This is a genomic window from Neptuniibacter halophilus (assembly GCF_030295765.1).
Classification (GTDB): domain Bacteria; phylum Pseudomonadota; class Gammaproteobacteria; order Pseudomonadales; family Balneatricaceae; genus Neptuniibacter; species Neptuniibacter halophilus.
This window is the reverse complement of the sequence record NZ_AP027292.1, coordinates 1,453,090-1,472,617: the sequence shown is the minus strand read 5'-3', so window position 1 is coordinate 1,472,617 and position 19,528 is coordinate 1,453,090. Positions and strand designations below refer to the sequence as shown.

23 protein-coding genes and 5 tRNA genes are annotated in these 19,528 nt (G+C 53.2%); 26 read left to right on the top strand and 2 right to left on the bottom strand.

Features of this window, described 5'->3' with window-relative positions:
- The first annotated feature begins 38 nt into the window (after positions 1-38).
- The 5 genes from gcvT to QUD59_RS06835 all read left to right on the top strand — a co-directional run bounded on the left by gcvT (position 39) and on the right by QUD59_RS06835 (position 4,460).
- Positions 39-1,145: a glycine cleavage system aminomethyltransferase GcvT gene (gcvT, locus tag QUD59_RS06855; protein WP_286240412.1), complete on the top strand. Its 1,107-nt coding sequence runs from the start codon at positions 39-41 to the stop codon at positions 1,143-1,145.
- 40 nt (positions 1,146-1,185) lie between these two features.
- A complete protein-coding gene (gene gcvH, locus QUD59_RS06850; protein WP_286240411.1) occupies positions 1,186-1,578 on the top strand; it encodes a glycine cleavage system protein GcvH in 393 nt (130 codons plus the stop codon).
- A gap of 85 nt (positions 1,579-1,663) precedes the next feature.
- Positions 1,664-2,860, top strand: a complete 1,197-nt coding sequence (locus tag QUD59_RS06845; protein WP_286240410.1) for a class I SAM-dependent rRNA methyltransferase — start codon at positions 1,664-1,666, stop codon at positions 2,858-2,860.
- Between the two features lie 24 nt (positions 2,861-2,884).
- Complete coding sequence (locus QUD59_RS06840) at positions 2,885-3,922, top strand: NADP(H)-dependent aldo-keto reductase (protein WP_286240409.1); 1,038 nt, start codon at positions 2,885-2,887, stop codon at positions 3,920-3,922.
- Between the two features lie 133 nt (positions 3,923-4,055).
- Positions 4,056-4,460: a CBS domain-containing protein gene (locus tag QUD59_RS06835; protein ID WP_286240407.1), complete on the top strand. Its 405-nt coding sequence runs from the start codon at positions 4,056-4,058 to the stop codon at positions 4,458-4,460.
- A gap of 26 nt (positions 4,461-4,486) precedes the next feature.
- Here QUD59_RS06835 and QUD59_RS06830 read toward each other — a convergent pair whose 3' ends face one another.
- Positions 4,487-5,140: a histidinol-phosphatase gene (locus QUD59_RS06830; protein ID WP_286240406.1), complete on the bottom strand. Its 654-nt coding sequence runs from the start codon at positions 5,138-5,140 to the stop codon at positions 4,487-4,489.
- A 132-nt stretch (positions 5,141-5,272) separates the two neighbouring features.
- Here QUD59_RS06830 and QUD59_RS06825 point away from each other — a divergent pair, with 132 nt between their 5' ends.
- Both QUD59_RS06825 and ptsP read left to right on the top strand, forming a co-directional pair.
- Positions 5,273-5,764, top strand: coding sequence for an RNA pyrophosphohydrolase (locus QUD59_RS06825; RefSeq protein ID WP_286240405.1), 492 nt, complete (start codon positions 5,273-5,275; stop codon positions 5,762-5,764).
- A 14-nt stretch (positions 5,765-5,778) separates the two neighbouring features.
- Positions 5,779-8,049 carry a phosphoenolpyruvate--protein phosphotransferase gene (gene ptsP / locus QUD59_RS06820; RefSeq protein WP_286240404.1) on the top strand — a complete coding sequence of 757 codons (2,271 nt, stop codon included), beginning with the start codon at positions 5,779-5,781 and terminating at the stop codon, positions 8,047-8,049.
- Here the strand turns inward: ptsP and QUD59_RS06815 are convergent.
- Complete coding sequence (locus QUD59_RS06815) at positions 8,033-8,821, bottom strand: NRDE family protein (RefSeq protein WP_286240403.1); 789 nt, start codon at positions 8,819-8,821, stop codon at positions 8,033-8,035. The two genes, ptsP and QUD59_RS06815, sit on opposite strands and share 17 nt — an antisense overlap.
- 89 nt (positions 8,822-8,910) lie before the next feature.
- Between QUD59_RS06815 and QUD59_RS06810 the strand changes: the two genes are divergently transcribed.
- The 19 genes from QUD59_RS06810 (at position 8,911) to rplL (ending at position 19,473) form a co-directional block, all read left to right on the top strand.
- Entirely contained in the window at positions 8,911-9,711 is an 801-nt protein-coding gene (locus QUD59_RS06810; protein ID WP_286240402.1) for a sulfite exporter TauE/SafE family protein, read from the top strand.
- A 10-nt stretch (positions 9,712-9,721) separates the two neighbouring features.
- Positions 9,722-10,525, top strand: coding sequence for a prolipoprotein diacylglyceryl transferase (gene lgt, locus QUD59_RS06805; protein WP_286240401.1), 804 nt, complete (start codon positions 9,722-9,724; stop codon positions 10,523-10,525).
- Positions 10,526-10,570: 45 nt separating this feature from the next.
- A complete protein-coding gene (locus tag QUD59_RS06800; protein ID WP_286240400.1) occupies positions 10,571-11,413 on the top strand; it encodes a thymidylate synthase in 843 nt (280 codons plus the stop codon).
- A gap of 9 nt (positions 11,414-11,422) precedes the next feature.
- Complete coding sequence (folA, locus tag QUD59_RS06795) at positions 11,423-11,926, top strand: type 3 dihydrofolate reductase (protein WP_286240399.1); 504 nt, start codon at positions 11,423-11,425, stop codon at positions 11,924-11,926.
- A gap of 15 nt (positions 11,927-11,941) precedes the next feature.
- Positions 11,942-12,916, top strand: coding sequence for a bifunctional biotin--[acetyl-CoA-carboxylase] ligase/biotin operon repressor BirA (birA, locus tag QUD59_RS06790; RefSeq protein WP_286240398.1), 975 nt, complete (start codon positions 11,942-11,944; stop codon positions 12,914-12,916).
- Complete coding sequence (locus QUD59_RS06785; protein ID WP_286240397.1) at positions 12,913-13,617, top strand: type III pantothenate kinase; 705 nt, start codon at positions 12,913-12,915, stop codon at positions 13,615-13,617. Before birA ends, QUD59_RS06785 begins: the two co-directional genes overlap by 4 nt.
- Positions 13,617-14,261, top strand: a complete 645-nt coding sequence (locus QUD59_RS06780) for a hypothetical protein (protein ID WP_286240396.1) — start codon at positions 13,617-13,619, stop codon at positions 14,259-14,261. Before QUD59_RS06785 ends, QUD59_RS06780 begins: the two co-directional genes overlap by 1 nt.
- 37 nt (positions 14,262-14,298) lie before the next feature.
- A tRNA-Thr gene (locus QUD59_RS06775) sits at positions 14,299-14,374 on the top strand.
- A gap of 30 nt (positions 14,375-14,404) precedes the next feature.
- Positions 14,405-14,488: transfer RNA gene (locus QUD59_RS06770), tRNA-Tyr, on the top strand.
- A gap of 11 nt (positions 14,489-14,499) precedes the next feature.
- A tRNA-Gly gene (locus tag QUD59_RS06765) sits at positions 14,500-14,574 on the top strand.
- A gap of 14 nt (positions 14,575-14,588) precedes the next feature.
- Positions 14,589-14,663 (top strand) — tRNA-Thr (locus QUD59_RS06760).
- Positions 14,664-14,746: 83 nt separating this feature from the next.
- On the top strand, positions 14,747-15,970 hold the full coding sequence (gene tuf, locus QUD59_RS06755; protein WP_286240384.1) for an elongation factor Tu: 1,224 nt from the start codon (positions 14,747-14,749) through the stop codon (positions 15,968-15,970).
- 65 nt (positions 15,971-16,035) lie between these two features.
- Positions 16,036-16,111, top strand: a tRNA-Trp gene (locus QUD59_RS06750).
- Between the two features lie 60 nt (positions 16,112-16,171).
- Positions 16,172-16,540, top strand: a complete 369-nt coding sequence (secE, locus tag QUD59_RS06745) for a preprotein translocase subunit SecE (protein ID WP_286240395.1) — start codon at positions 16,172-16,174, stop codon at positions 16,538-16,540.
- A 13-nt stretch (positions 16,541-16,553) separates the two neighbouring features.
- Positions 16,554-17,087 carry a transcription termination/antitermination protein NusG gene (nusG, locus tag QUD59_RS06740; RefSeq protein WP_286240393.1) on the top strand — a complete coding sequence of 178 codons (534 nt, stop codon included), beginning with the start codon at positions 16,554-16,556 and terminating at the stop codon, positions 17,085-17,087.
- A 102-nt stretch (positions 17,088-17,189) separates the two neighbouring features.
- Positions 17,190-17,624 carry a 50S ribosomal protein L11 gene (gene rplK, locus QUD59_RS06735; RefSeq protein WP_007021375.1) on the top strand — a complete coding sequence of 145 codons (435 nt, stop codon included), beginning with the start codon at positions 17,190-17,192 and terminating at the stop codon, positions 17,622-17,624.
- The gene (rplA, locus tag QUD59_RS06730; protein ID WP_286240392.1) at positions 17,624-18,319 is read left to right on the top strand and encodes a 50S ribosomal protein L1; all 696 of its coding nucleotides are present in this window, start codon (positions 17,624-17,626) and stop codon (positions 18,317-18,319) included. Before rplK ends, rplA begins: the two co-directional genes overlap by 1 nt.
- 215 nt (positions 18,320-18,534) lie before the next feature.
- Entirely contained in the window at positions 18,535-19,029 is a 495-nt protein-coding gene (gene rplJ, locus QUD59_RS06725; protein WP_286240391.1) for a 50S ribosomal protein L10, read from the top strand.
- A 69-nt stretch (positions 19,030-19,098) separates the two neighbouring features.
- Positions 19,099-19,473, top strand: coding sequence for a 50S ribosomal protein L7/L12 (rplL, locus tag QUD59_RS06720; protein WP_286240390.1), 375 nt, complete (start codon positions 19,099-19,101; stop codon positions 19,471-19,473).
- Positions 19,474-19,528 lie beyond the last annotated feature (55 nt).

Here is a 19,528-nt window from a genome sequence, read left to right as displayed (position 1 = left end):
AGCCGCCACCTCCTGACCCCTGAATAAGAGTTAGAACTATGGGTAACAAAACCGCACTGTACGACAAGCACCAGGAGATGGGTGCCAAACTGGTTGATTTTGGCGGCTGGGATATGCCGATTCACTACGGTTCTCAGGTCGACGAGCACCACCGTGTGCGTCAGGCTGCCGGGATGTTTGATGTCTCTCATATGACGGTTGTAGACGTGACCGGTACCGATGCCAAAGAGTATCTGCGTTACCTGCTGGCCAATGATGTTGCCAAGCTGCAGGAGAAAGGTAAGGCACTGTACAGCGGCATGCTGAATGAAGACGGTGGGGTGATTGATGACCTGATCGTTTATCTGATGACCGAGCCGGGCGTCTCCGGTGAATGGTTCCGAATTGTGGTAAACTGCGCCACCCGTGAAAAAGATCTGCGCTGGATGTCGGACAGCACCGCCAGTTTTGATGATGTGGCGCTGACTGAACAACCGGATCTGGCCATGATTGCGATTCAGGGGCCGCAGGCAATCAGCCTTGCGAAACAGGCGGTTAGTCCGTCGCGGGCTAATCTGATTGAGCAACTGAGTGTGTTTCAGGGGCTGGAGTCAGAAGGCTGGTTTATCGCCAGAACTGGCTATACTGGTGAAGATGGTCTGGAGATCATGCTGCCTGAAGAAGATGCGGCGGATTTCTGGCAAAAACTGGCTGATGCCGGTGTCAGCCCTTGTGGGCTGGGTGCGCGTGATACGCTGCGCCTGGAAGCGGGGATGAATCTGTACGGCGCAGATATGGATGAGAAGGTTTCACCGTTGGCGGCCAACATGGGCTGGACCATCGCGTGGGAGCCGGAAAACCGTAACTTTATTGGCCGTGAAGCGTTGCAGAAGCAGCGTGAAGCCGGAGTCAGCGAAAAGCTGGTGGGGCTGGTCATGGAGTCACGTGGTGTGCTGCGCGCACATCAGAAAGTTATTGTTGAAGGTGTAGGTGAAGGTGAAATCACCAGCGGTACATTTTCACCCACACTGGGCTGTGCGATTGCCATGGCCCGGGTGCCGGCTGCAACAGCAGACAGCGCCGAGGTGGATATTCGTGGCAAGCAGGTACCGGTTCGGGTAATCCGACCGTCATTTGTGCGCAACGGTGCCAAAGTTTTCGACTAAGATTGAGATTCAAACAGGACCCATAGGGTAGGAAAAAAACATGAGTAACATCCCATCTGAACTGAAATACGTTGCGAGTCATGAGTGGATTCGTGTGGAAGGGGACGGTACCGTTACCATCGGCGTCACTGATCACGCTCAGGACTTGTTGGGTGATGTGGTTTTTGTTGAGCTGCCGGAAGTCGGCTCCGAAGTAGCCACAGGCGATGAGTCTGGTGTGGTTGAGTCCGTTAAGGCGGCTTCTGATGTATATGCCCCGCTGAGCGGTGAGGTTGTTGCCATCAACGAAGAGCTGGAAGACTCACCTGAACTGGTTAACTCCGATCCTTACGGTGATGGCTGGTTCTTCAAACTTAAGCTGAGCGACAGCGATGAGCTGAATGAGCTGTTGGATGCTGAAGCGTACAACGACCTTTGCGAATCCGAAGCTTAAGTCTTAACCGGGGCCCGTTCCCGGTCTGAATTATTTCTTGTCCCGGCTATATGCCGGGACAGTTGTCTGTAAAAACAGGAAAAACATGTCACTGCCAACACTTAAACTGAATAGCGGAGCTGAACGCCGTCTGCGTGGCGGACACCTCTGGATCTACAGTAACGAAGTGGACAACCGCGCCACCCCGTTGAAGAGTTTCGAACCGGGTCAGCAGGTGGTTGTAGAGACGGATAAAGGTAAGCCGCTGGGGATTGCTTACGTAAACCCCAATACTTTGATCTGCGGTCGTATCATCAGCCGTGATCTGAAATACCGTCTGGATCGTTCGCTGATCAGTCATCGGCTGAAGGTTGCGCTGTCACTGCGTGAAAGCTGCTTCAGCGATGATTGTTACCGTCTGGTGTTTGGCGACAGTGATGCCTTGCCGGGTCTGGTAATCGACCGTTTTTATGACGTCTTTGTGGTGCAGATCTCCACGGCGGGCATGGAAGCGGTGCTGGATGAAATTCTGGAAGCGCTGAACAAGGTGTTCAAACCTAAGGCGATTCTGTTGCGTAATGACGGCAAAATGCGTGACATGGAAGGGCTGGAAACCTACACCGAGGTGGTGCAGGGAGATATTCCTGAACTCTGCCCGCTGATGGAAAATTCGGTACCGTTGTTGGCCCCTCTGGAAAAAGGCCAGAAAACCGGTTGGTTCTATGATCACCGCAATAACCGGGCCCGCATGCAGCAGCATGTGCAGGGTAAACGGGTGCTGGATCTGTTCAGTTATGTGGGTGGCTGGGGTGCGCAGGCACTTGCCGCTGGTGCAGAGCAGGCGATCTGTGTGGATGCATCACATTTTGCGCTGGAAGTGGCGGCGGAAAATGCGCGTATCAACAATGCGGCTGACCGTTTTGAAGGTTTCCACGGTGATGCCTTCGATATCTGTAAAAACCTGATTGCAGATAAAGAAAAGTTCGATGTAGTGGTGCTGGATCCGCCGGCGTTTATCCAGAAGAAAAAGGATATCCGTAACGGTGAGCGTGCATACTCGCGGATGAATAACTTCGCGATGCGGTTGCTGAAAAAAGATGGCATTCTGGTCTCGGCTTCCTGCTCGATGCATCTGCAGTCAGAGCGTCTGATTGATATTATCCGCAGCAACAGCCGTGAACTGGATCGCAATGCCCAGATCTTTGATCAGGGACATCAGGGAGCGGATCATCCGGTGCATCCGGCGATTCCGGAAACCGATTACCTGAAGTCTTTCTTTGTCCGGATTCTGCCGTCGGCATAAATCCGTTGTTTATGGGAGTGCTGTATGGATTACAACCGGCTGGGTAATACCGATATCAAGGTCAGCCAGATCTGTCTCGGAACGATGACCTTCGGCAGTGACCTGAGTCAGGAAGAGGCTTTTGCGCAAATGGATTATGCGCTGGAGCAGGGCGTGAACTTCCTCGATGGCGCAGAGATGTACCCGATCCCAACCTCACCTGAGTATCAGGGACGTAATGAGGAGATTATCGGTAACTGGCTGCGCGCACGGGGCAACCGGGATAAGGTGGTTGTCGCAACCAAAGTGACTGGTCGCGGGGAGATGGTCAGCTATATCCGCGAGAATATGGCCCTCGATAAACGCAATATCCGTGAGGCGATCACCCACAGCCTGCGTCGCCTGCAGACGGACTATGTGGATCTGTATCAGCTACACTGGCCGGATCGGGCGACAAATTTCTTTGGTCAGCTCAACTACACCCATCAGCCGGAAAAAGATGGCACGCCGATTCTGGAGACCCTTGAGGTGCTTCAGGAGCTGGTGGACGAGGGATTGATTCGCCACGTGGGCCTTTCCAACGAAACCGCCTGGGGAACGATGAAGTTTCTGCAGTTGGCGGAGCAGCATCAGTTGCCGCGCTGTGTTTCGGTTCAGAACCCTTTTAGTCTGCTGAACCGTACTGCTGAGATCGCGCTGACGGAAGTGCTGCAGCGTGAGCAGGTGTCACTGCTGCCATACTCTCCGTTAGGGTTTGGTGTGCTGAGTGGTAAATATCTGAACGGTGCCCGTCCGGAGGGTGCGCGTATCACTCGCCATCCGACCTATGCCCGGTACCTGAATGAACAGGGGCAGCTTGCGACAGAAGCTTACGTGAATCTGGCCCGGGAGCATGGTCTGGACCCGGCGGTTATGGCATTGGCCTGGGTGAACAGCCGGGACTATGTGGCGGCGAATATTATCGGCGCCAGCACTATGCAGCAGTTACAGGATAATATCGGCTCGGCTTCTCTTAAGCTCAGTGATGAGCTGTTGCAAGCCATCGATACGATTCATCAGCGTTTGCCGAACCCTTGCCCCTGAGTAAGGGTTATCAAACCACCTGAAAAGCAGCGCCCCGGCGCTGCTTTTTGCTTTTATCGGTTTCAGGTTTTGTTATTTTCCGGTTTTTTGCCAGACTGATAATCAGTCGCAAAAGAAAACCTGAGGTGGCGAAATGTTACAGGTCAGAGATGTGATGTACCCGGTGAATAAACCGCTGAGAGAGGATATGGCACTGGTGGATGCGGTCAGTTGTATTCTTGATTCGGGCTATCTGGGGCTGCCGGTTGTGGATAACAACAAGCGTGTGGTGGGATTTTTGTCAGAGTTTGATTGTCTGCCCTATCTGGTTACCGACAGTTATCACTGTGACAGTCACGAGAAAGTTGCAGATATCATGCGTACCGACCCGCTGACGGTTGTACCGGGTATGAGTGTGGTTGATCTTGCACAGCAGATGGGCCTGAACCGGCCTAAAGTATACGCCGTGGTAGAAGAGGGATTGCTGGTAGGGATTGTGACCCGCAGCATGCTGATGAAAGAGCTGAACGAGTCACTACGTAACTGCAAGGTGGCCTGACCCCCGGGTAAGCCGGGGTGTCGGGGCTAGCGCAGATCCAGTACCGGCCAGAGCAGGCTGTCGGCGTGGGCGGCCAGAATATCATCCGGGTTGACCGCCACCGGGTTACTGACCAGTTCAAGCAGTGGCAGGTCGTTGTGCGAGTCGCTGTAGAAATAGCTGCCTTCCAGAGAATGGTTGCTGCTTTCCAGCCAGGCGTTCAGGCGGGTCACTTTGCCCTCCTGGAAACAGGGCGTTCCTGCGACCTTGCCGGTGTATTCGCCATCTTTTTCTTCCGGATCGGTCGCCAGAATGGCGTCCACGCCCAGTTTTTCAGCGATAGGGCCGGTGACAAAGTGGTTGGTGGCAGTGATGATCAGCAGGTAATCGCCGTTGTCCCGATGATTCTGCAACAGTTCAGCGGCTTTCGGCAGCATCATCGCTTCGATCTTTTCGGCCATAAACTGTTGATGCAACTGATCCAGCTCCTCGCGGGAATGCTCTGCCAGAGGGCGCAGGGCAAAGTCCAGAAATTCGTAAATATCCAGGCCGCCGTTTTTATACTGCTGATAAAAGTAATCGTTAGCGCGGCGGTATTCCTCCACATCAACAATCCCTTTCTCGCAGAGAAACTCTCCCCAGGCATGATCGCTGTCGCCTGCCAGCAGGGTATTGTCCAGATCAAAAATTGCTAAGCTCAAGGGTTGCTCCCGTCCGATTAAACCGAAGCGCAAGCATAGGGTGCCGGCCGGGGGAATGCAATTGCGAAAAAGGGATTTGCTGCGTGTGGAATAAGATGGAACAATAGCTTAAAAATATTTAGGAAATACGAAGTGATTGATTCAGATGGGTTTAGGCCGAATGTGGGTATCATTCTGGCTAACTCGCTGGGTCAGGTCCTTTGGGCAAGACGTATCGGCCAGGATGCCTGGCAGTTTCCTCAGGGCGGAATCAATGAGGATGAGACCCCTGAAGAGGCAATGTATCGTGAGCTGCGAGAGGAGATTGGTCTCTGCGCAGCGGATGTTGAACTGGTTGCGGTTACCCGCGGCTGGTTGAGATATCGATTGCCCAAACGAATGATCCGGCGCAATTCGCATCCCGTATGCGTCGGCCAGAAGCAGAAATGGTTCCTGCTTCGGATGCTGAGTGAAGACAGCGCGGTCACAATTGATCATACCGATTCGCCGGAGTTTGATGGTTGGCGGTGGGTCAGCTATTGGTATCCTTTAGGCCAGGTAGTATCGTTCAAACGAGAGGTTTATCGCAAAGCGATGCGGGAGTTGTCCCCGAAGCTGTCGCGAATCAATATTATTGACTCCTGACAGGAGGGTAATAGATGCTGGATGTATTAAGGAAAATTGTACAGGAGGTGAGTATCGCTCCGGATCTGGAGTCGGTGCTGAACCTGATTGTGCGTAGCGTCCAGCGCTCTATTACGACCGAGGTCTGCTCGGTTTATCTGTTTGATCCGGCGGATCAGCGCTACGTGCTGATGGCGTCAGAAGGTCTGAATAAAGAAGCCGTGGGTAGCGTCCGTCTCTCCACTGCAGAAGGTCTGGTGGGGCTGGTGGTAGAACGTGCCGAGCCCATCAACCTGGAAAATGCCGCCGATCACCCCTCTTTTAAATATGTTGAATCCACCGGTGAGGAACGTTTCAGTTCGTTTCTGGGGGTGCCGATTATCCACCATCGTGATGTTCTCGGGGTTCTCGTCGTGCAGCAGAAAGAGCTGCGTCGCTTTGATGAGAGTGAAGAGGCATTTCTGGTTACGCTTTCTGCCCAGCTGGCAGGGGTGATCGCTCACGCTGAAGCGACCGGTTCACTGGGCGTTGTCGGTGAGCAGAAACAGGTTATTGATCTGCGTTTTGAAGGGGTTGCCGGTTCCTCAGGGGTCGCGATCGGCAATGCCACGGTGATCTCGCCGCCGGCGGATCTCGGTTCAGTGCCGGATAAAGAAGCGAAAGACATTCCCAAAGAGATCGCCAGTTTTGAAGAAGCGTTGCGTCTGGTGCGACGGGATATCAAAGTGGTGGGCCGCAGTCTGGCTCAGCGTCTCCGTACGGAAGAACAGGCACTGTTCGATGTCTATCTGCGCATGCTGGACGATAATGCGCTGGCCGGTGAAATTACTGCCCGCATTGAACAGGGCAACTGGGCTCAGGGTGCACTGCGGCAGGTAGTGGCTGAGCATGTGCGTCAGTTTTCGATGATGGATGATCCCTACCTGCGGGAGCGGGCCACCGATATCAAAGATCTGGGGCGGCGAGTGCTGGCCTATCTTCAGGAAGCGGCTCCGACGAGTCTGGAATTTACCGATGAAACCATTCTGGTGGCAGATGAGCTGACCCCGGCCATGCTGGGCGAAGTGCCCAGCGAAAAGTTGGTGGGTCTGGTCTCTGTGCACGGTTCGAGTAACTCCCATGCTGCAATTCTTGCCCGATCCATGGGGATTCCGACCATCATGGGGGCGGTGGATCTGCCTCTGACCCGGATCGATGGCCGCGAGCTGATTCTGGATGGTTACTCCGGCAGGATCTACGTGCAGCCCGGCGAAGAGCTGCTCTCGGCTTATCGCGATATTGTGCGCGGTGAACAGGAGCAGGCGGCAGAGCTGGAAACGCTGAAAGAGCTGCCGGCCGAGACAACTGACGGTTATCGAATCCCGCTGTGGGTTAATACCGGGTTGATTGCCGATGTGGCGCGCTCTCTGGATCGGGGGGCTGAGGGGATCGGCTTATACCGGACCGAAGTGCCGTTTATGATCCGGGAGTTCTTCCCCAGTGAACAGGAACAGGCTCAGACCTATCGTAAGCAGCTTGAGGCTTTTCATCCGCGCCCGGTGACCATGCGAACGCTGGATATTGGCGGGGATAAGGCGTTGCCATACTTCCCGATTGAGGAGGAGAATCCGTTTCTGGGCTGGCGTGGTATTCGTGTCACTCTGGACCATCCGGAGATCTTTCTGGTTCAGGTACGGGCGATGCTCAAGGCCGGTGAAGGCTACGACAACCTGCGGATCATGTTGCCAATGGTAACCAGTGTGCGTGAGGTTGAAGAGGCTAACCGCCAGATCGACCGCGCGGTAAGAGAACTGCAGGAAGAGGGGCACAACATTGAGCGGCCATTGGTCGGGGTGATGGTGGAAGTGCCTGCGGCGGTCTATCAGGTCCGCCGTTTTGCCCGCCGGGTCGACTTTATCTCGGTCGGTTCCAACGACCTGACGCAATACCTGCTCGCCGTAGACCGTAATAATCCGCGGGTGGCGGGGCTCTATGTCAGTTATCATCCGGCGGTGCTGAAAGCGCTGGAGTATATTGCCCGTGAAACGCATAAAGAGAATGCCACCGTATCAATCTGTGGTGAGGTGGCATCGGAGCCGGGTGGGGCCCTGCTGCTGATGGCAATGGGTTACGACATGCTCTCGATGAATGCCACCAACCTGCCTAAAGTGAAATCTGCGATCCGTTCGGTCAGTAAGACAGATGCTGACAAGCTGCTCAAGGATGTCATGGCAATGGATGATGCCGACCGGATTCAGGCGCTGATCAATCAACGCCTTGAGAAGCTCGGTATTGCCTTACCGGCTCAGCCTAAACTGCCGATGTAGTGCCGATAGCCGGGATCTGAAGCCTGTATTCATAGCGCTCGGTGGCGCCTTCCCCGGCAAAATTATGCTCCACAATCCGGGTCTCTCCGCAGGGTTTCTGTAGCAGCAGGGTGATGGCGCGGGTACCGTAGTTTTCCGCGTGAATAAAAGCAGAAGAGAGCATCCGCTCCCACTCCAGACTGATGCCTGTATCTGGCAGATCCGCATCGGCCGCCGTTCGGGGATTGGTCATAATGTTCAGTAACTGTTCCATTGCCGGTTCGGGGTACTGTAGCTGTGCCTGCAGTTCCTGCTTGACCTGTTGCAGCTTTGGCCATGGGGTATCCAGCAGGGCGTTGCTCATGCCATAAACCCCGGGCGACAGGTGCTGCCAGGACTGCTTCGAGCGATTCGACAGATAATAGAGCCCGTTACTGTCGCCCAGCAGCAGGTTAAAGTCACCGTAGCTGAACTGTTCTGCCTCAATCCGGTCAAGATAGTCGGTGGCGCTGAGGCCGGAGCTCAGATAGTTGCGGGTCAGTTCACCCCGGGAGCGGCGGTTGACCGCACCCCTGCGACCATCGCGGAAATTTGTCACAGCGCTGAAGGCACCGTTGCGATTTACGCCCAGCCAGGTGCCGCCCATCTCCAGATCGCGACCGGCAAGAATCCCGGGTAGATCTTCCCAGTAGTGCATTGGCTGAGTCGGGCGCTGATAAAACTCGTCACGATTGGCCAGCAGAATCAGTGAATACTGCGGATGGCACTGGTAGGCGAAACTTATCAGGCACATAGTAATGCTCCGTTTATTCTGTAAGATAGTGATTCTTTTGGATTTTAAGTCTTTTTCAGGGAAAAGACAGATCGCTTGGGAGGTGATCGATGCTGCTGACAATTCTGATCTATCTGTTGCTGGGAGCGGCGGCCGGCGTGGTGGCGGGTCTGTTCGGCATTGGTGGTGGTCTGCTGATTGTTCCGGTACTGGTTTTCAGCTTTGAGTTGCAGGGGATGTCTGCCGATGTACTGACCCATGCAGCGGTAGCCACCTCACTGGCGACCATTGTTGCGACCTCGATCAGCTCAACCATGGCGCACCATAAACGTGGCGCTGTGCGTTGGGATATTTTCAGGCCGCTGAGTATGGGGATTGTGTTGGGTGCGTTTCTGGGCGTAGTAACGGCCGGGAAGATGACCGGTGAGTGGTTACAGATCAGCCTTGGCTGTTTTGCGATTGCGATCTCCATTCAGATGGCGTTTAACCTGAAACCCGGTGCGGGTGATCAGGAGATTTCGACAACAGGGCATGGGATTGCCGGGGGAGTGATTGGTTGGTTCTCGGCAATTTTCGGTATCGGGGGCGGTACCCTCAGCGTGCCTTATCTGAGCTGGGGGCGAATTCAGATGCAACAGGCCGTGGCCACGTCAGCAGCCTGTGGCCTGCCGATTGCACTGATGGGGGCATTAACCAATATCTGGCAGGGGTGGGATCATCCGCTGATGCCTGAGTGGAGTGCCGGGTTTATCTACCTGCCTGCGTTACTGGGTATTGTGCTCACCAGTACACTGTTTGCCAAAGTCGGGGCGAAGCTGGCGCATAGCCTGCCCCCTTTGCTGTTAAAGCGGATCTTTGCCGGGTTTTTGTTAGTGGTCGGTCTGCGTTTTCTGTTGAGTAATCTGATTTAGGAGTCTGAGTGTGTGGGTGCATGATATAGATCCGATCGCGGTCGCGATCGGTCCGCTGGCTATTCACTGGTATGGCCTGATGTATCTGATCGGTTTTGCTGCAGCCTGGTGGCTGGGTGTCCGGCGTGCCCGTATGCCCGGTTCCGGGTGGAGTGATGAGCAGATCGCGGACATGATCTTCTGGGGGGCCATGGGTGTCGTGCTGGGTGGCCGTATGGGTTATGTGCTGTTTTATAACTTTCAGCGTTTTCTGGATGACCCGCTCTGGTTGTTTGCGGTGTGGGAAGGAGGAATGTCCTTCCATGGTGGCCTGCTGGGGGTGATCCTGGTGATGTACCTGTTTGGTCGTAAACACAACAAGAGCCTGATGGAGATGACCGATTTTGTTGCGCCGCTGATTCCGATCGGGCTGGGTGCGGGGCGGATCGGTAACTTCATCGGCGGTGAATTATGGGGACGTACTACGGACTTGCCGTGGGGGGTGATTTTCCCGCGGGCGGGAGAGTTGCCGCGGCACCCGTCGCAGTTGTATGAGTTTGCGCTGGAGGGTGTGGTTATGTTTGCGCTGCTTTGGTGGTTCTCCTCAAAGCCAAGGCCACGCATGGCTGTGTCGGGTCTGTTTCTGCTGCTATATGGCCTGTTTCGCTCGCTGGTGGAGTTTGTTCGTGAGCCGGATGCGCACCTGCAGTTTGTCGCCTTTGACTGGCTAACCATGGGGCAGTTACTGTCGTTGCCGATGATTCTCGGCGGGGCGGGGCTTATACTATGGGCTTATGGTACTGCAGGGAAAACGGTAAAATCTGCGCACCACTGACTGGAATTTAACAGGCCGGGCCGACCGGTATCACTGGAGTTACACATGCAACAGTATCTGGATCTGATGCGCGACATCATAGACAACGGCACCGATAAAGGGGATCGCACCGGAACTGGCACGCGTTCTGTCTTTGGTCGTCAGCTGAGGTTCGATCTGCAGCAGGGCTTTCCTCTGCTGACCACAAAAAAACTTCACCTGAAATCTATTATTTATGAGCTGTTGTGGTTTCTGGATGGCAACACCAACAATAACTGGCTGAAAGAGCGCGGTGTCTCAATCTGGGATGGATGGGCACTGGAAGATGGTGATCTGGGGCCGATCTACGGCAAACAGTGGCGTTCATGGGCTTGCCCGGATGGACGTACCATTGATCAGATCTCTGATCTGGTAGAGCAGATCAGGCGTAACCCTAATTCGCGACGTTTGATTGTCAGTGGCTGGAACCCGGCGGATCTGCCGGATGAAACCGTCAGTCCGCAGGAGAATGTGCGAAACAATAAAGCGGCGCTGCCGCCATGTCATACTCTGTTCCAGTTTTATGTGGCAGACGGCCGGCTCAGTTGTCAGTTGTATCAGCGCAGTGCGGATTATTTTCTCGGGGTGCCGTTCAATATCGCATCCTACTCGCTGCTGACGCATATGCTGGCCCAGCAGTGCGATCTGGAAGTGGGGGATTTTGTCCACAGTTTTGGTGATCTGCATCTGTATCAGGACCATCTTTCCGATCCGGCGATCGTTCAGGAGCAGTTATCCCGCGAGCCGCGTGGTCTGGCTAAGCTGGTCATCAAGCGCAAGCCAGCGTCGATCTTCGATTACGAATACGAAGATTTTGAAATTGTCGATTACGATCCGCACCCGGCTATCCGTGCTGCGGTATCTATCTGAGGAGTGCTGATGAAGCTTGCAATGATAGTCGCTCAGGCTAAAAACCGTGTGATCGGCGTGAACAACAAATTGCCATGGCATCTGCCAGAGGATCTGCGTTACTTCAAGCAGGTGACCATGGGTAAGCCGATTATCATGGGTCGGAACACCTATGATTCGATTGGCCGGCCATTGCCGGGCCGCACGAATATCGTGATCACCCGGCAGGACGATTACGCTCCGCAGGGTGTGAAAGTAGTGAAGAGCCTTGAGGCTGCACTGGAGCTGGCTGAAAGTGTTGCGCTGATCGATGGTGCGGATGAAGCCATGGTGATCGGCGGTGCGCAGATCTATGCTCAGGCGCTGGAGAAGGCTGACCGCCTGTACCTGACTGAAGTGGACGCCGAAATAGAAGGGGATGCCTGGTTCCCTGAGTTTGCCCGGGCACAGTGGCAGGAGATCGGGCGGGAAGATTTTGCGGCGCAAGGGCCGAATCCCTATAACTACAGTTTTATTGTCTTAGACCGAGTTTAAGTAAGGCTAGCTTTTATGACGATCCGTTCGTTGTTGTCTATTCTGGCTGATGGCAAGTTTCATTCCGGCAGAGAGCTGGGTGAAGCATTGGGTATCAGCCGAAGTGCGATCTGGAAACATATGCGCCGTCTGGAAGAGGACGGGCTGGAAATATACAGCGTTAAGGGGCGTGGTTATCGTGTGCCGGGTGGTCTTGAGTTGCTCGATCTGGCGCAGATTAATGATTGGCTTGAATCATCGGTTAAAGCAGAACTGGCAGATGTTGATCTGCAACTGAGTATGGGTTCTACCAATGAGAAGGCGATGCAGGAAACTCAGGGGGCGAACTGCCATGGTCGGCTCTATCTGGCTGAGCAGCAAAGTGCCGGCCGGGGCCGGCGTGGGCGTCCCTGGGTCAGCCCGTTTGCGCGTAACCTGTACTTCTCTCTGGTGTGGAGGTTCGAGCAAGGAGTGGCTGCGCTTGAGGGGCTAAGCCTGATGGTCGGGCTGGCTCTGGTGAAAGCCATGGAAAAACTGTCGATCAGAGATGTGCAGCTTAAATGGCCGAACGATCTGTTGAGTCAGGGGCGTAAACTGGCCGGTATTCTGCTGGAAGTGAACGGCGAAGCTTCCGGGGAGTGTCAGGTGGTGATCGGTGTTGGTATTAATGTGAATATGCCAAATGAACTGGGCGCCATGATCGATCAGCCATGGATTGATCTGAAAAATATCAGCGGTGAAGTGGTCAGCCGTAACCGGCTGGTGGCTGAGGTGTTGAATGAGCTTGTGGTGCGCCTGCGCAGCTTCGAGCGGGATGGTTTTGCCGGGCTGGTAGATGAGTGGCAGTCCTATCACGCCATGCAGGGGCAGCCAATCGTGTTACAAGTGGGTGGTAAAGAGATAGCAGGGGTCTGTCAGGGTGTTGATGGCAGTGGTGCGATTCTATTACAGACTGCGACCGGCGTAGAGGCGTTTCACGGCGGTGAGGTCAGTGTTCAGCGATCCGTATGAATCTGGATATAGATGCAGGTAATACCTTCGTAAAATGGCGTCGCAGTGATGGGCGCAGGGGGCGCGTGTTCACGTCGTCTCTCAATCAGGGCTGGCCGGATGACTGGTCAGCTTGCTTCAACATAATTCGGGTAGCCTCTGTGGCAGGCGAAGCGGTAAATCAGCAACTGGTGGATGGCTTTGCCGGAACCGCTAATCCGGCGCCAGTGTTTGCCAGAACGCAGGCGCGTGCCGCGGGTGTTACCAACTCCTATCAGGAGCCCGCTCGTATGGGAGTGGACAGGTGGCTGGTGATGCTGGCGGCCTATAGCAAGGCCAGAGGGCGCTGTTGTGTGGTGGATTGTGGCAGTGCGATTACGGTCGACTATATAGAAGCCGATGGCAGGCATCAGGGTGGCTATATTATTCCGGGTCTGCGGCTGATGCAGCGCGGATTGCTTGCGAATACGGCTGAAATTATTGTCGATCAGGACCCGGAGGCTTTTACGATTGAACCCGGTCAGCATACGTCGGCTGCCGTTGTGCATGGTATTAATTATGCGTTTCAGGCGCTGGCAGAAAAAATAGTCGCTGAATTAGGTGAGACGGATCGGTTGTATGTGACCGGTGGTGATGGTGCCCTGTTTCAGCATTTGTGTGGCCGTGGAGAATTTGTGCCTGAGCTGGTGCTGGATGGATTAGTGCTCGGAGTGCAGGGCTGATGTTTCGCTGGCTGTTTATGTTCCTCTTATTAGCGAATGCCATACTGTTGTTGTGGTTCTCGCTACAGGTGGAGCAGGGGTCGAAGCCTGCACTTAAGCAATACGACGGCGTGAATACCTTGCGTCTGGTTACAGAGATGGAGCCTGCACAACTCCAGCGCAGGGTCAGAGATGTGCGCTACGAGTGTACCGACTTTATAGGGTTTGCCCGGGTTGAGCAGGCAGATGCCGTTGTCCGGTTCCTGCATGAGCGCGGTTATGTGGTGCAGCGGTTAGAAGCTGAACCGGTGCAGGAGGTTGTGCTGGCGATACTGTTACCAGAAGGGCTGGATGCACGGCTCAGGCTGGTGGAGTACCTCGAAACCCAGGGCTCCGTGCTGGCAACAGATGAATTACTGGAATTTGAATATTTGCTGACCGGGTTTGCCGATCGCAGCGAAGCGGAGCAGCGGCAGGAAGTGTTGCGCAGCCTCGGGCTGGAAAGCGAGGTGCGGCTGGGTCAGGCACAGGGTAATGCCTACACTGTACGGGTAATTGATCAAATTGATCGAAAATTATCCAATGAAATCAAAGAAATAGTACAGAAAAGCTATTCTTTGAGAAAAATTGAAAAAAAGTTGTGTAAAGGGGTTGCAAAGCTCTGAGTCGGTGGTAACATACGCGCCACTTCGTTGTTGAGGCGCCGGTATAGCTCAGTTGGTAGAGCAACTGACTTGTAATCAGTAGGTCCCGAGTTCGACTCTTGGTGCCGGCACCACTCAACGGTTCGGCGGAGTGATACATTGTTGGTGAGGTTCCCGAGTGGCCAAAGGGATCAGACTGTAAATCTGACGCGCAAGCTTCGGTGGTTCGAATCCACCCCTCACCACCATTCGCAGTAAGGCGGGTATGGTATAGTGGCTATTACCTCAGCCTTCCAAGCTGAAGAGGCGGGTTCGATTCCCGCTACCCGCTCCAATGTGCATTGTGAGGCTCAAGTAGCTCAGGGGTAGAGCACACCCTTGGTAAGGGTGAGGTCGGCGGTTCAAATCCGCTCTTGAGCTCCAGATTTTTTATAGGGTAGATATAGTAATATATCTGCCCTTTGTTATATTTGGCGCTTTGTAAATCAATTGTACTGGACAGACTGATGGCTAAAGAACAATTTGAACGCACAAAACCGCACGTTAACGTTGGTACAATCGGCCACGTTGACCACGGTAAAACTACTCTGACAGCAGCTCTGACTCGTGTAGCGGCTGAAGTATTCGGTGGTGCAGCGGTAGACTTCGCTAACATCGATAACGCTCCTGAAGAACGTGAGCGTGGTATCACAATCGCGACTTCTCACGTTGAGTACGATACGACTGAGCGTCACTACGCGCACGTAGACTGCCCGGGCCACGCTGACTATGTTAAGAACATGATCACTGGTGCGGCTCAGATGGACGGTGCGATTCTGGTATGTGGTGCGACCGACGGTCCAATGCCACAGACTCGTGAGCACATCCTGCTGTCTCGTCAGGTAGGTGTACCTTACATCGTAGTATTCCTGAACAAAGCAGACCTGCTGGCAGAAGACTGTGGTGGTGCAGATTCTGAAGAATACGCAGAGATGCTGGAACTGGTAGAAATGGAGCTGCGTGAGCTGCTGGATCAGTACGAATTCCCGGGCGACGACACTCCAATCGTTCCAGGTTCTGCACTGATGGCTCTGAACGGCGAAGACGACAACGAGCTGGGTACTACTGCAGTTAAGAAACTGCTGGAAACTCTGGATTCTTACATCCCAGAGCCAGAGCGTGCAATCGACGGTGCATTCATCATGCCTATCGAGGACGTATTCTCTATCCAGGGTCGTGGTACTGTAGTAACCGGTCGTGTAGAGCGCGGTATCATCAAAGTTGGTGAAGAAGTTGAGATCGTAGGTATCAAAGAAACTACGACTACTACTTGTACTGGTGTTGAGATGTTCCGTAAGCTGCTGGACGAAGGTCGTGCAGGTGAGAACATTGGTGCGCTGCTGCGTGGTACTAAGCGTGAGGAAGTTGAGCGTGGTCAGGTACTGGCTGCTCCAGGTTCTATCACTCCTCACACTCGTTTCGAGGGTGAAGTTTACGTACTGTCCAAAGAAGAAGGTGGTCGTCACACTCCATTCTTCAAAGGCTACCGTCCACAGTTCTACTTCCGTACAACTGACATCACTGGTGCATGTGAGCTGCCAGAGGGTGTAGAAATGGTAATGCCAGGCGATAACGTTCAGATGGACGTTACCCTGATCAACCCAGTTGCGATGGAAGAAGGTCTGCGCTTTGCGATCCGTGAAGGCGGTCGTACTGTAGGTGCAGGCGTTGTATCTAAGATTGTTGAATAAAATCAACACTTAGGTATTGCCAAGAGATAGGGAGGCTTATACAATACGCCTCCCTATTATGCAGTAGGCCAGTGGCTCAATTGGCAGAGCAGCGGTCTCCAAAACCGCAGGTTGGGGGTTCGAGTCCCTCCTGGCCTGCCAACTCTCTTCTGAGTTGGTATCAAAAAATACAAGCGTTATTAGTAATCCTGAGGCCTAAGCGTGAATGCTAAAGTGAACTCCGAAGGTTCAAAGTTTGATCTCCTGAAATGGGGTGTTGTGCTGGCTATTGTTGGTGCAGGTGTTGTAGGTAACTCTATCTACGCAGATCAGTCTTTGTTCTATCGTGTTGTGGCGCTGCTTGTATTGGCGCTGGTAGCGGGCTTTATCTCGCTTCAGACTGCAAAGGGCAAAGCGTTTTTTACGCTGTTTAAAGAAGCTAAGCAGGAAATTCGCAAGGTTGTATGGCCGACCCGTCAGGAGACTGCTCAGACTACGATGATCGTGGTTGTGGTAGTGCTGGTTGTTGGGTTGATGTTGTGGGGTCTTGATTCGCTGCTGGGCTGGTTGGTATCTGGAGCTATAGGTTAAGAGGCTGAAAAGCATGTCTAAGCGTTGGTATGTGGTACATGCGTACTCCGGGTACGAAAAGCGTGTAATGAACACGCTGAAAGAACGAATTGAACTGCACTCTATGCAGGATCTGTTTGGTGAGGTATTGGTGCCTACCGAAGAGGTTGTAGAAATTCGCGACGGTAAGAAGCGTAAGTCTGAGCGTAAGTTCTATCCTGGTTATGTTCTGGTGAATATGGATATGAACGATGAGAGCTGGCATCTGGTTAAAGATACGCCGCACGTTCTGGGCTTTATTGGTGGTACTGCGGGTAACCCGGCGCCAATTACTGAAGCGGAAGCTAATGAGATTTTGAGTCGGGTTGAAAGTGGCGTTGATAAGCCGCGGCCTAAGACGGTGTTTGAGCCGGGCGAGATGGTACGTGTTATCGATGGTCCATTTGCTGACTTTAACGGTGTTGTCGAAGAGATCAACTACGAGAAGAACAAGCTGCAGGTAGCGGTTCTGATTTTTGGTCGCTCGACACCGGTAGAATTGGATTTCGGTCAGGTCGAAAAGGCCTGATATCCGGTTTTAAGGAATAACCTCAGCGAGAGCTGGGGTTTTTCTGTCTTGAGAAAATGGGGAGCCGAGAGGCGTTTGAACCCACTAGGAGTACATTGAAAAATGGCTAAGAAGATTGAAGCTTATATTAAGCTGCAGGTTCCAGCCGGTGGTGCGAATCCGTCACCTCCAGTAGGTCCGGCACTGGGTCAGCATGGTGTTAACATCATGGAATTCTGTAAGGCGTTCAATGCTCAGACACAGAGCATGGAAAACGGCCTGCCGGTTCCTGTTGTTATCACTGTATACGCAGATCGCAGCTTTACATTCATCACTAAAACCCCTCCTGCGGCTGTTCTGCTGAAAAAAGCAGCGGGCCTGAAGAGCGGTTCCGGTCGTCCAAACACTGAGAAAGTGGGTAACATCTCCCGCGCTCAGATGGAAGAGATTGCTACTGTTAAAATGCCAGACCTGACTGCTGCTGATATGGATGCAGCGGTTCGTACTATCGCTGGTACTGCACGTAGCATGGGTCTGATTCCGGAGGGTGATGAGTAATGGCTAAGTTAACTAAACGTCAGAAGCTGATCGCTGAGAAAGTTGAAGCGGGCAAAGCTTACGCTGTTGAAGATGCAGTGTCTCTGCTGAACGAACTGTCTACTGTTAAGTTCAAAGAGACTGTTGATGTTGCAGTAAATCTGGGTGTTGATCCACGTAAATCTGATCAGGTTGTTCGTGGTTCTACTGTACTGCCAAACGGTACTGGTAACGATGTACGTGTTGCTGTGTTTGCTCAGGGTGAAAACGCTGAGAAAGCAAAAGCAGCGGGTGCTGATGTTGTTGGTTTCGAAGATCTGGCTGAACAGATCAAAGGCGGCGACCTGGACTTCGGCGTTGTTATTGCAACTCCGGATGCAATGCGCGTTGTAGGCCAGCTGGGTCAGGTTCTGGGCCCACGTGGTCTGATGCCTAACCCTAAGGTTGGTACTGTAACTCCAGACGTTGAAACGGCTGTTAAAAACGCGAAAGCGGGTCAGGTTCGTTTCCGTACTGATAAGAACGGCATCATCCACGCGGGTGTTGGTAAAGCAGACTTCGACGCGGCTGCTATCAAGCAGAACATCGAAGCGCTGATTGCTGACCTGAAGAAGCTGAAGCCAGCTTCTGCTAAAGGCGTGTATCTGAAGAAAGTAACCCTGTCCACTACCATGGGTCCAGGTTTGCTGGTTGATCAGAGTTCTCTGGAAGTCTGATCAATATGAAAGGTTTTTTGAGGGTCTTCTGTACCTGTTACACAGAGATGAAGGCCGTCAAAGACCGCAGGTGATAGGGCTAACCCCCTATCTTAATGGGAAAAACCAGCCTGCGCAGACGGTGAGATTCGATATTTGAATCAGACCACCGTACTCGGAAGCCCCGGTAACGGGGCGGTTGGTAATAAGTCGAAAGACTACTCCAGGAGTAAATCGTGGCATTAGGACTCGAAGATAAAAAAGCGATCGTCGCTGAAGTCCAGGAAGCTGCTAAAAGTGCTCTGTCTGCTGTTGTTGCGGATTCCCGCGGCGTTGAAGTAGGCGATATGACCGCACTGCGTAAAGAAGCCCGTGAAGCTGGCGTATGGCTGAAAGTCGTACGTAACACTCTGGCTCGCCGCGCAGTCGAAGGCACTGACTATGCATGCTTGCAGGACTCTTTCAAAGGTCCAAGTATCATTGCTTTCTCTACAGAACATCCGGGCGCTGGCGCTCGTATTCTGCGAGACTTTGCGAAAAGCAATGATAAGTTGGAACTGAAAGCTGCAGCATTTGAAGGTGAAGTGGTAGACGTATCTGTACTGGCAAGCCTGCCAACATACGACGAAGCAATCGCCAAGCTGATGATGTGCATGAAAGAAGCTGCTGCCGGCAAACTGTGCCGTACTATTGCAGCGGTTCGCGACCAGAAAGAAGAGCAGGCTGCGTAAGTTTATACGCAACCTTTTTTATACAAGTTTTAATGAGCCTCCGGGCTTACAAATATCAGGAATTAGAAAATGTCTCTGACTAACGAAGATATCCTAAACGCAATTGCTGAAATGTCTGTTAAAGACGTTGTTGCTCTGATCGAAGCAATGGAAGAAAAATTCGGTGTAACTGCAGCGGCTGCTGTTGTTGCCGGTGGTGCTGCTGGCGGCGACGCTGGTGCTGCTGAAGAGAAAACTGAATTTGACGTTATCCTGACTGGCGCAGGCGATAAGAAAGTTAACGTTATCAAAGCTGTTCGTGGCGCAACAGGTCTGGGCCTGAAAGAAGCTAAAGCAATCGTTGATGGCGCTCCTGCTGCTGTTAAAGAAGGCGTTAGCAAAGAAGAAGCTGAAGAACTTCAGAAAGCACTGGAAGAAGCTGGCGCTTCTGTTGAAGTTAAGTAATAGCTTCAATGCAAATCCGAACAGTTTACTGTTCGAAGTGCTGACGGCTGGTGGC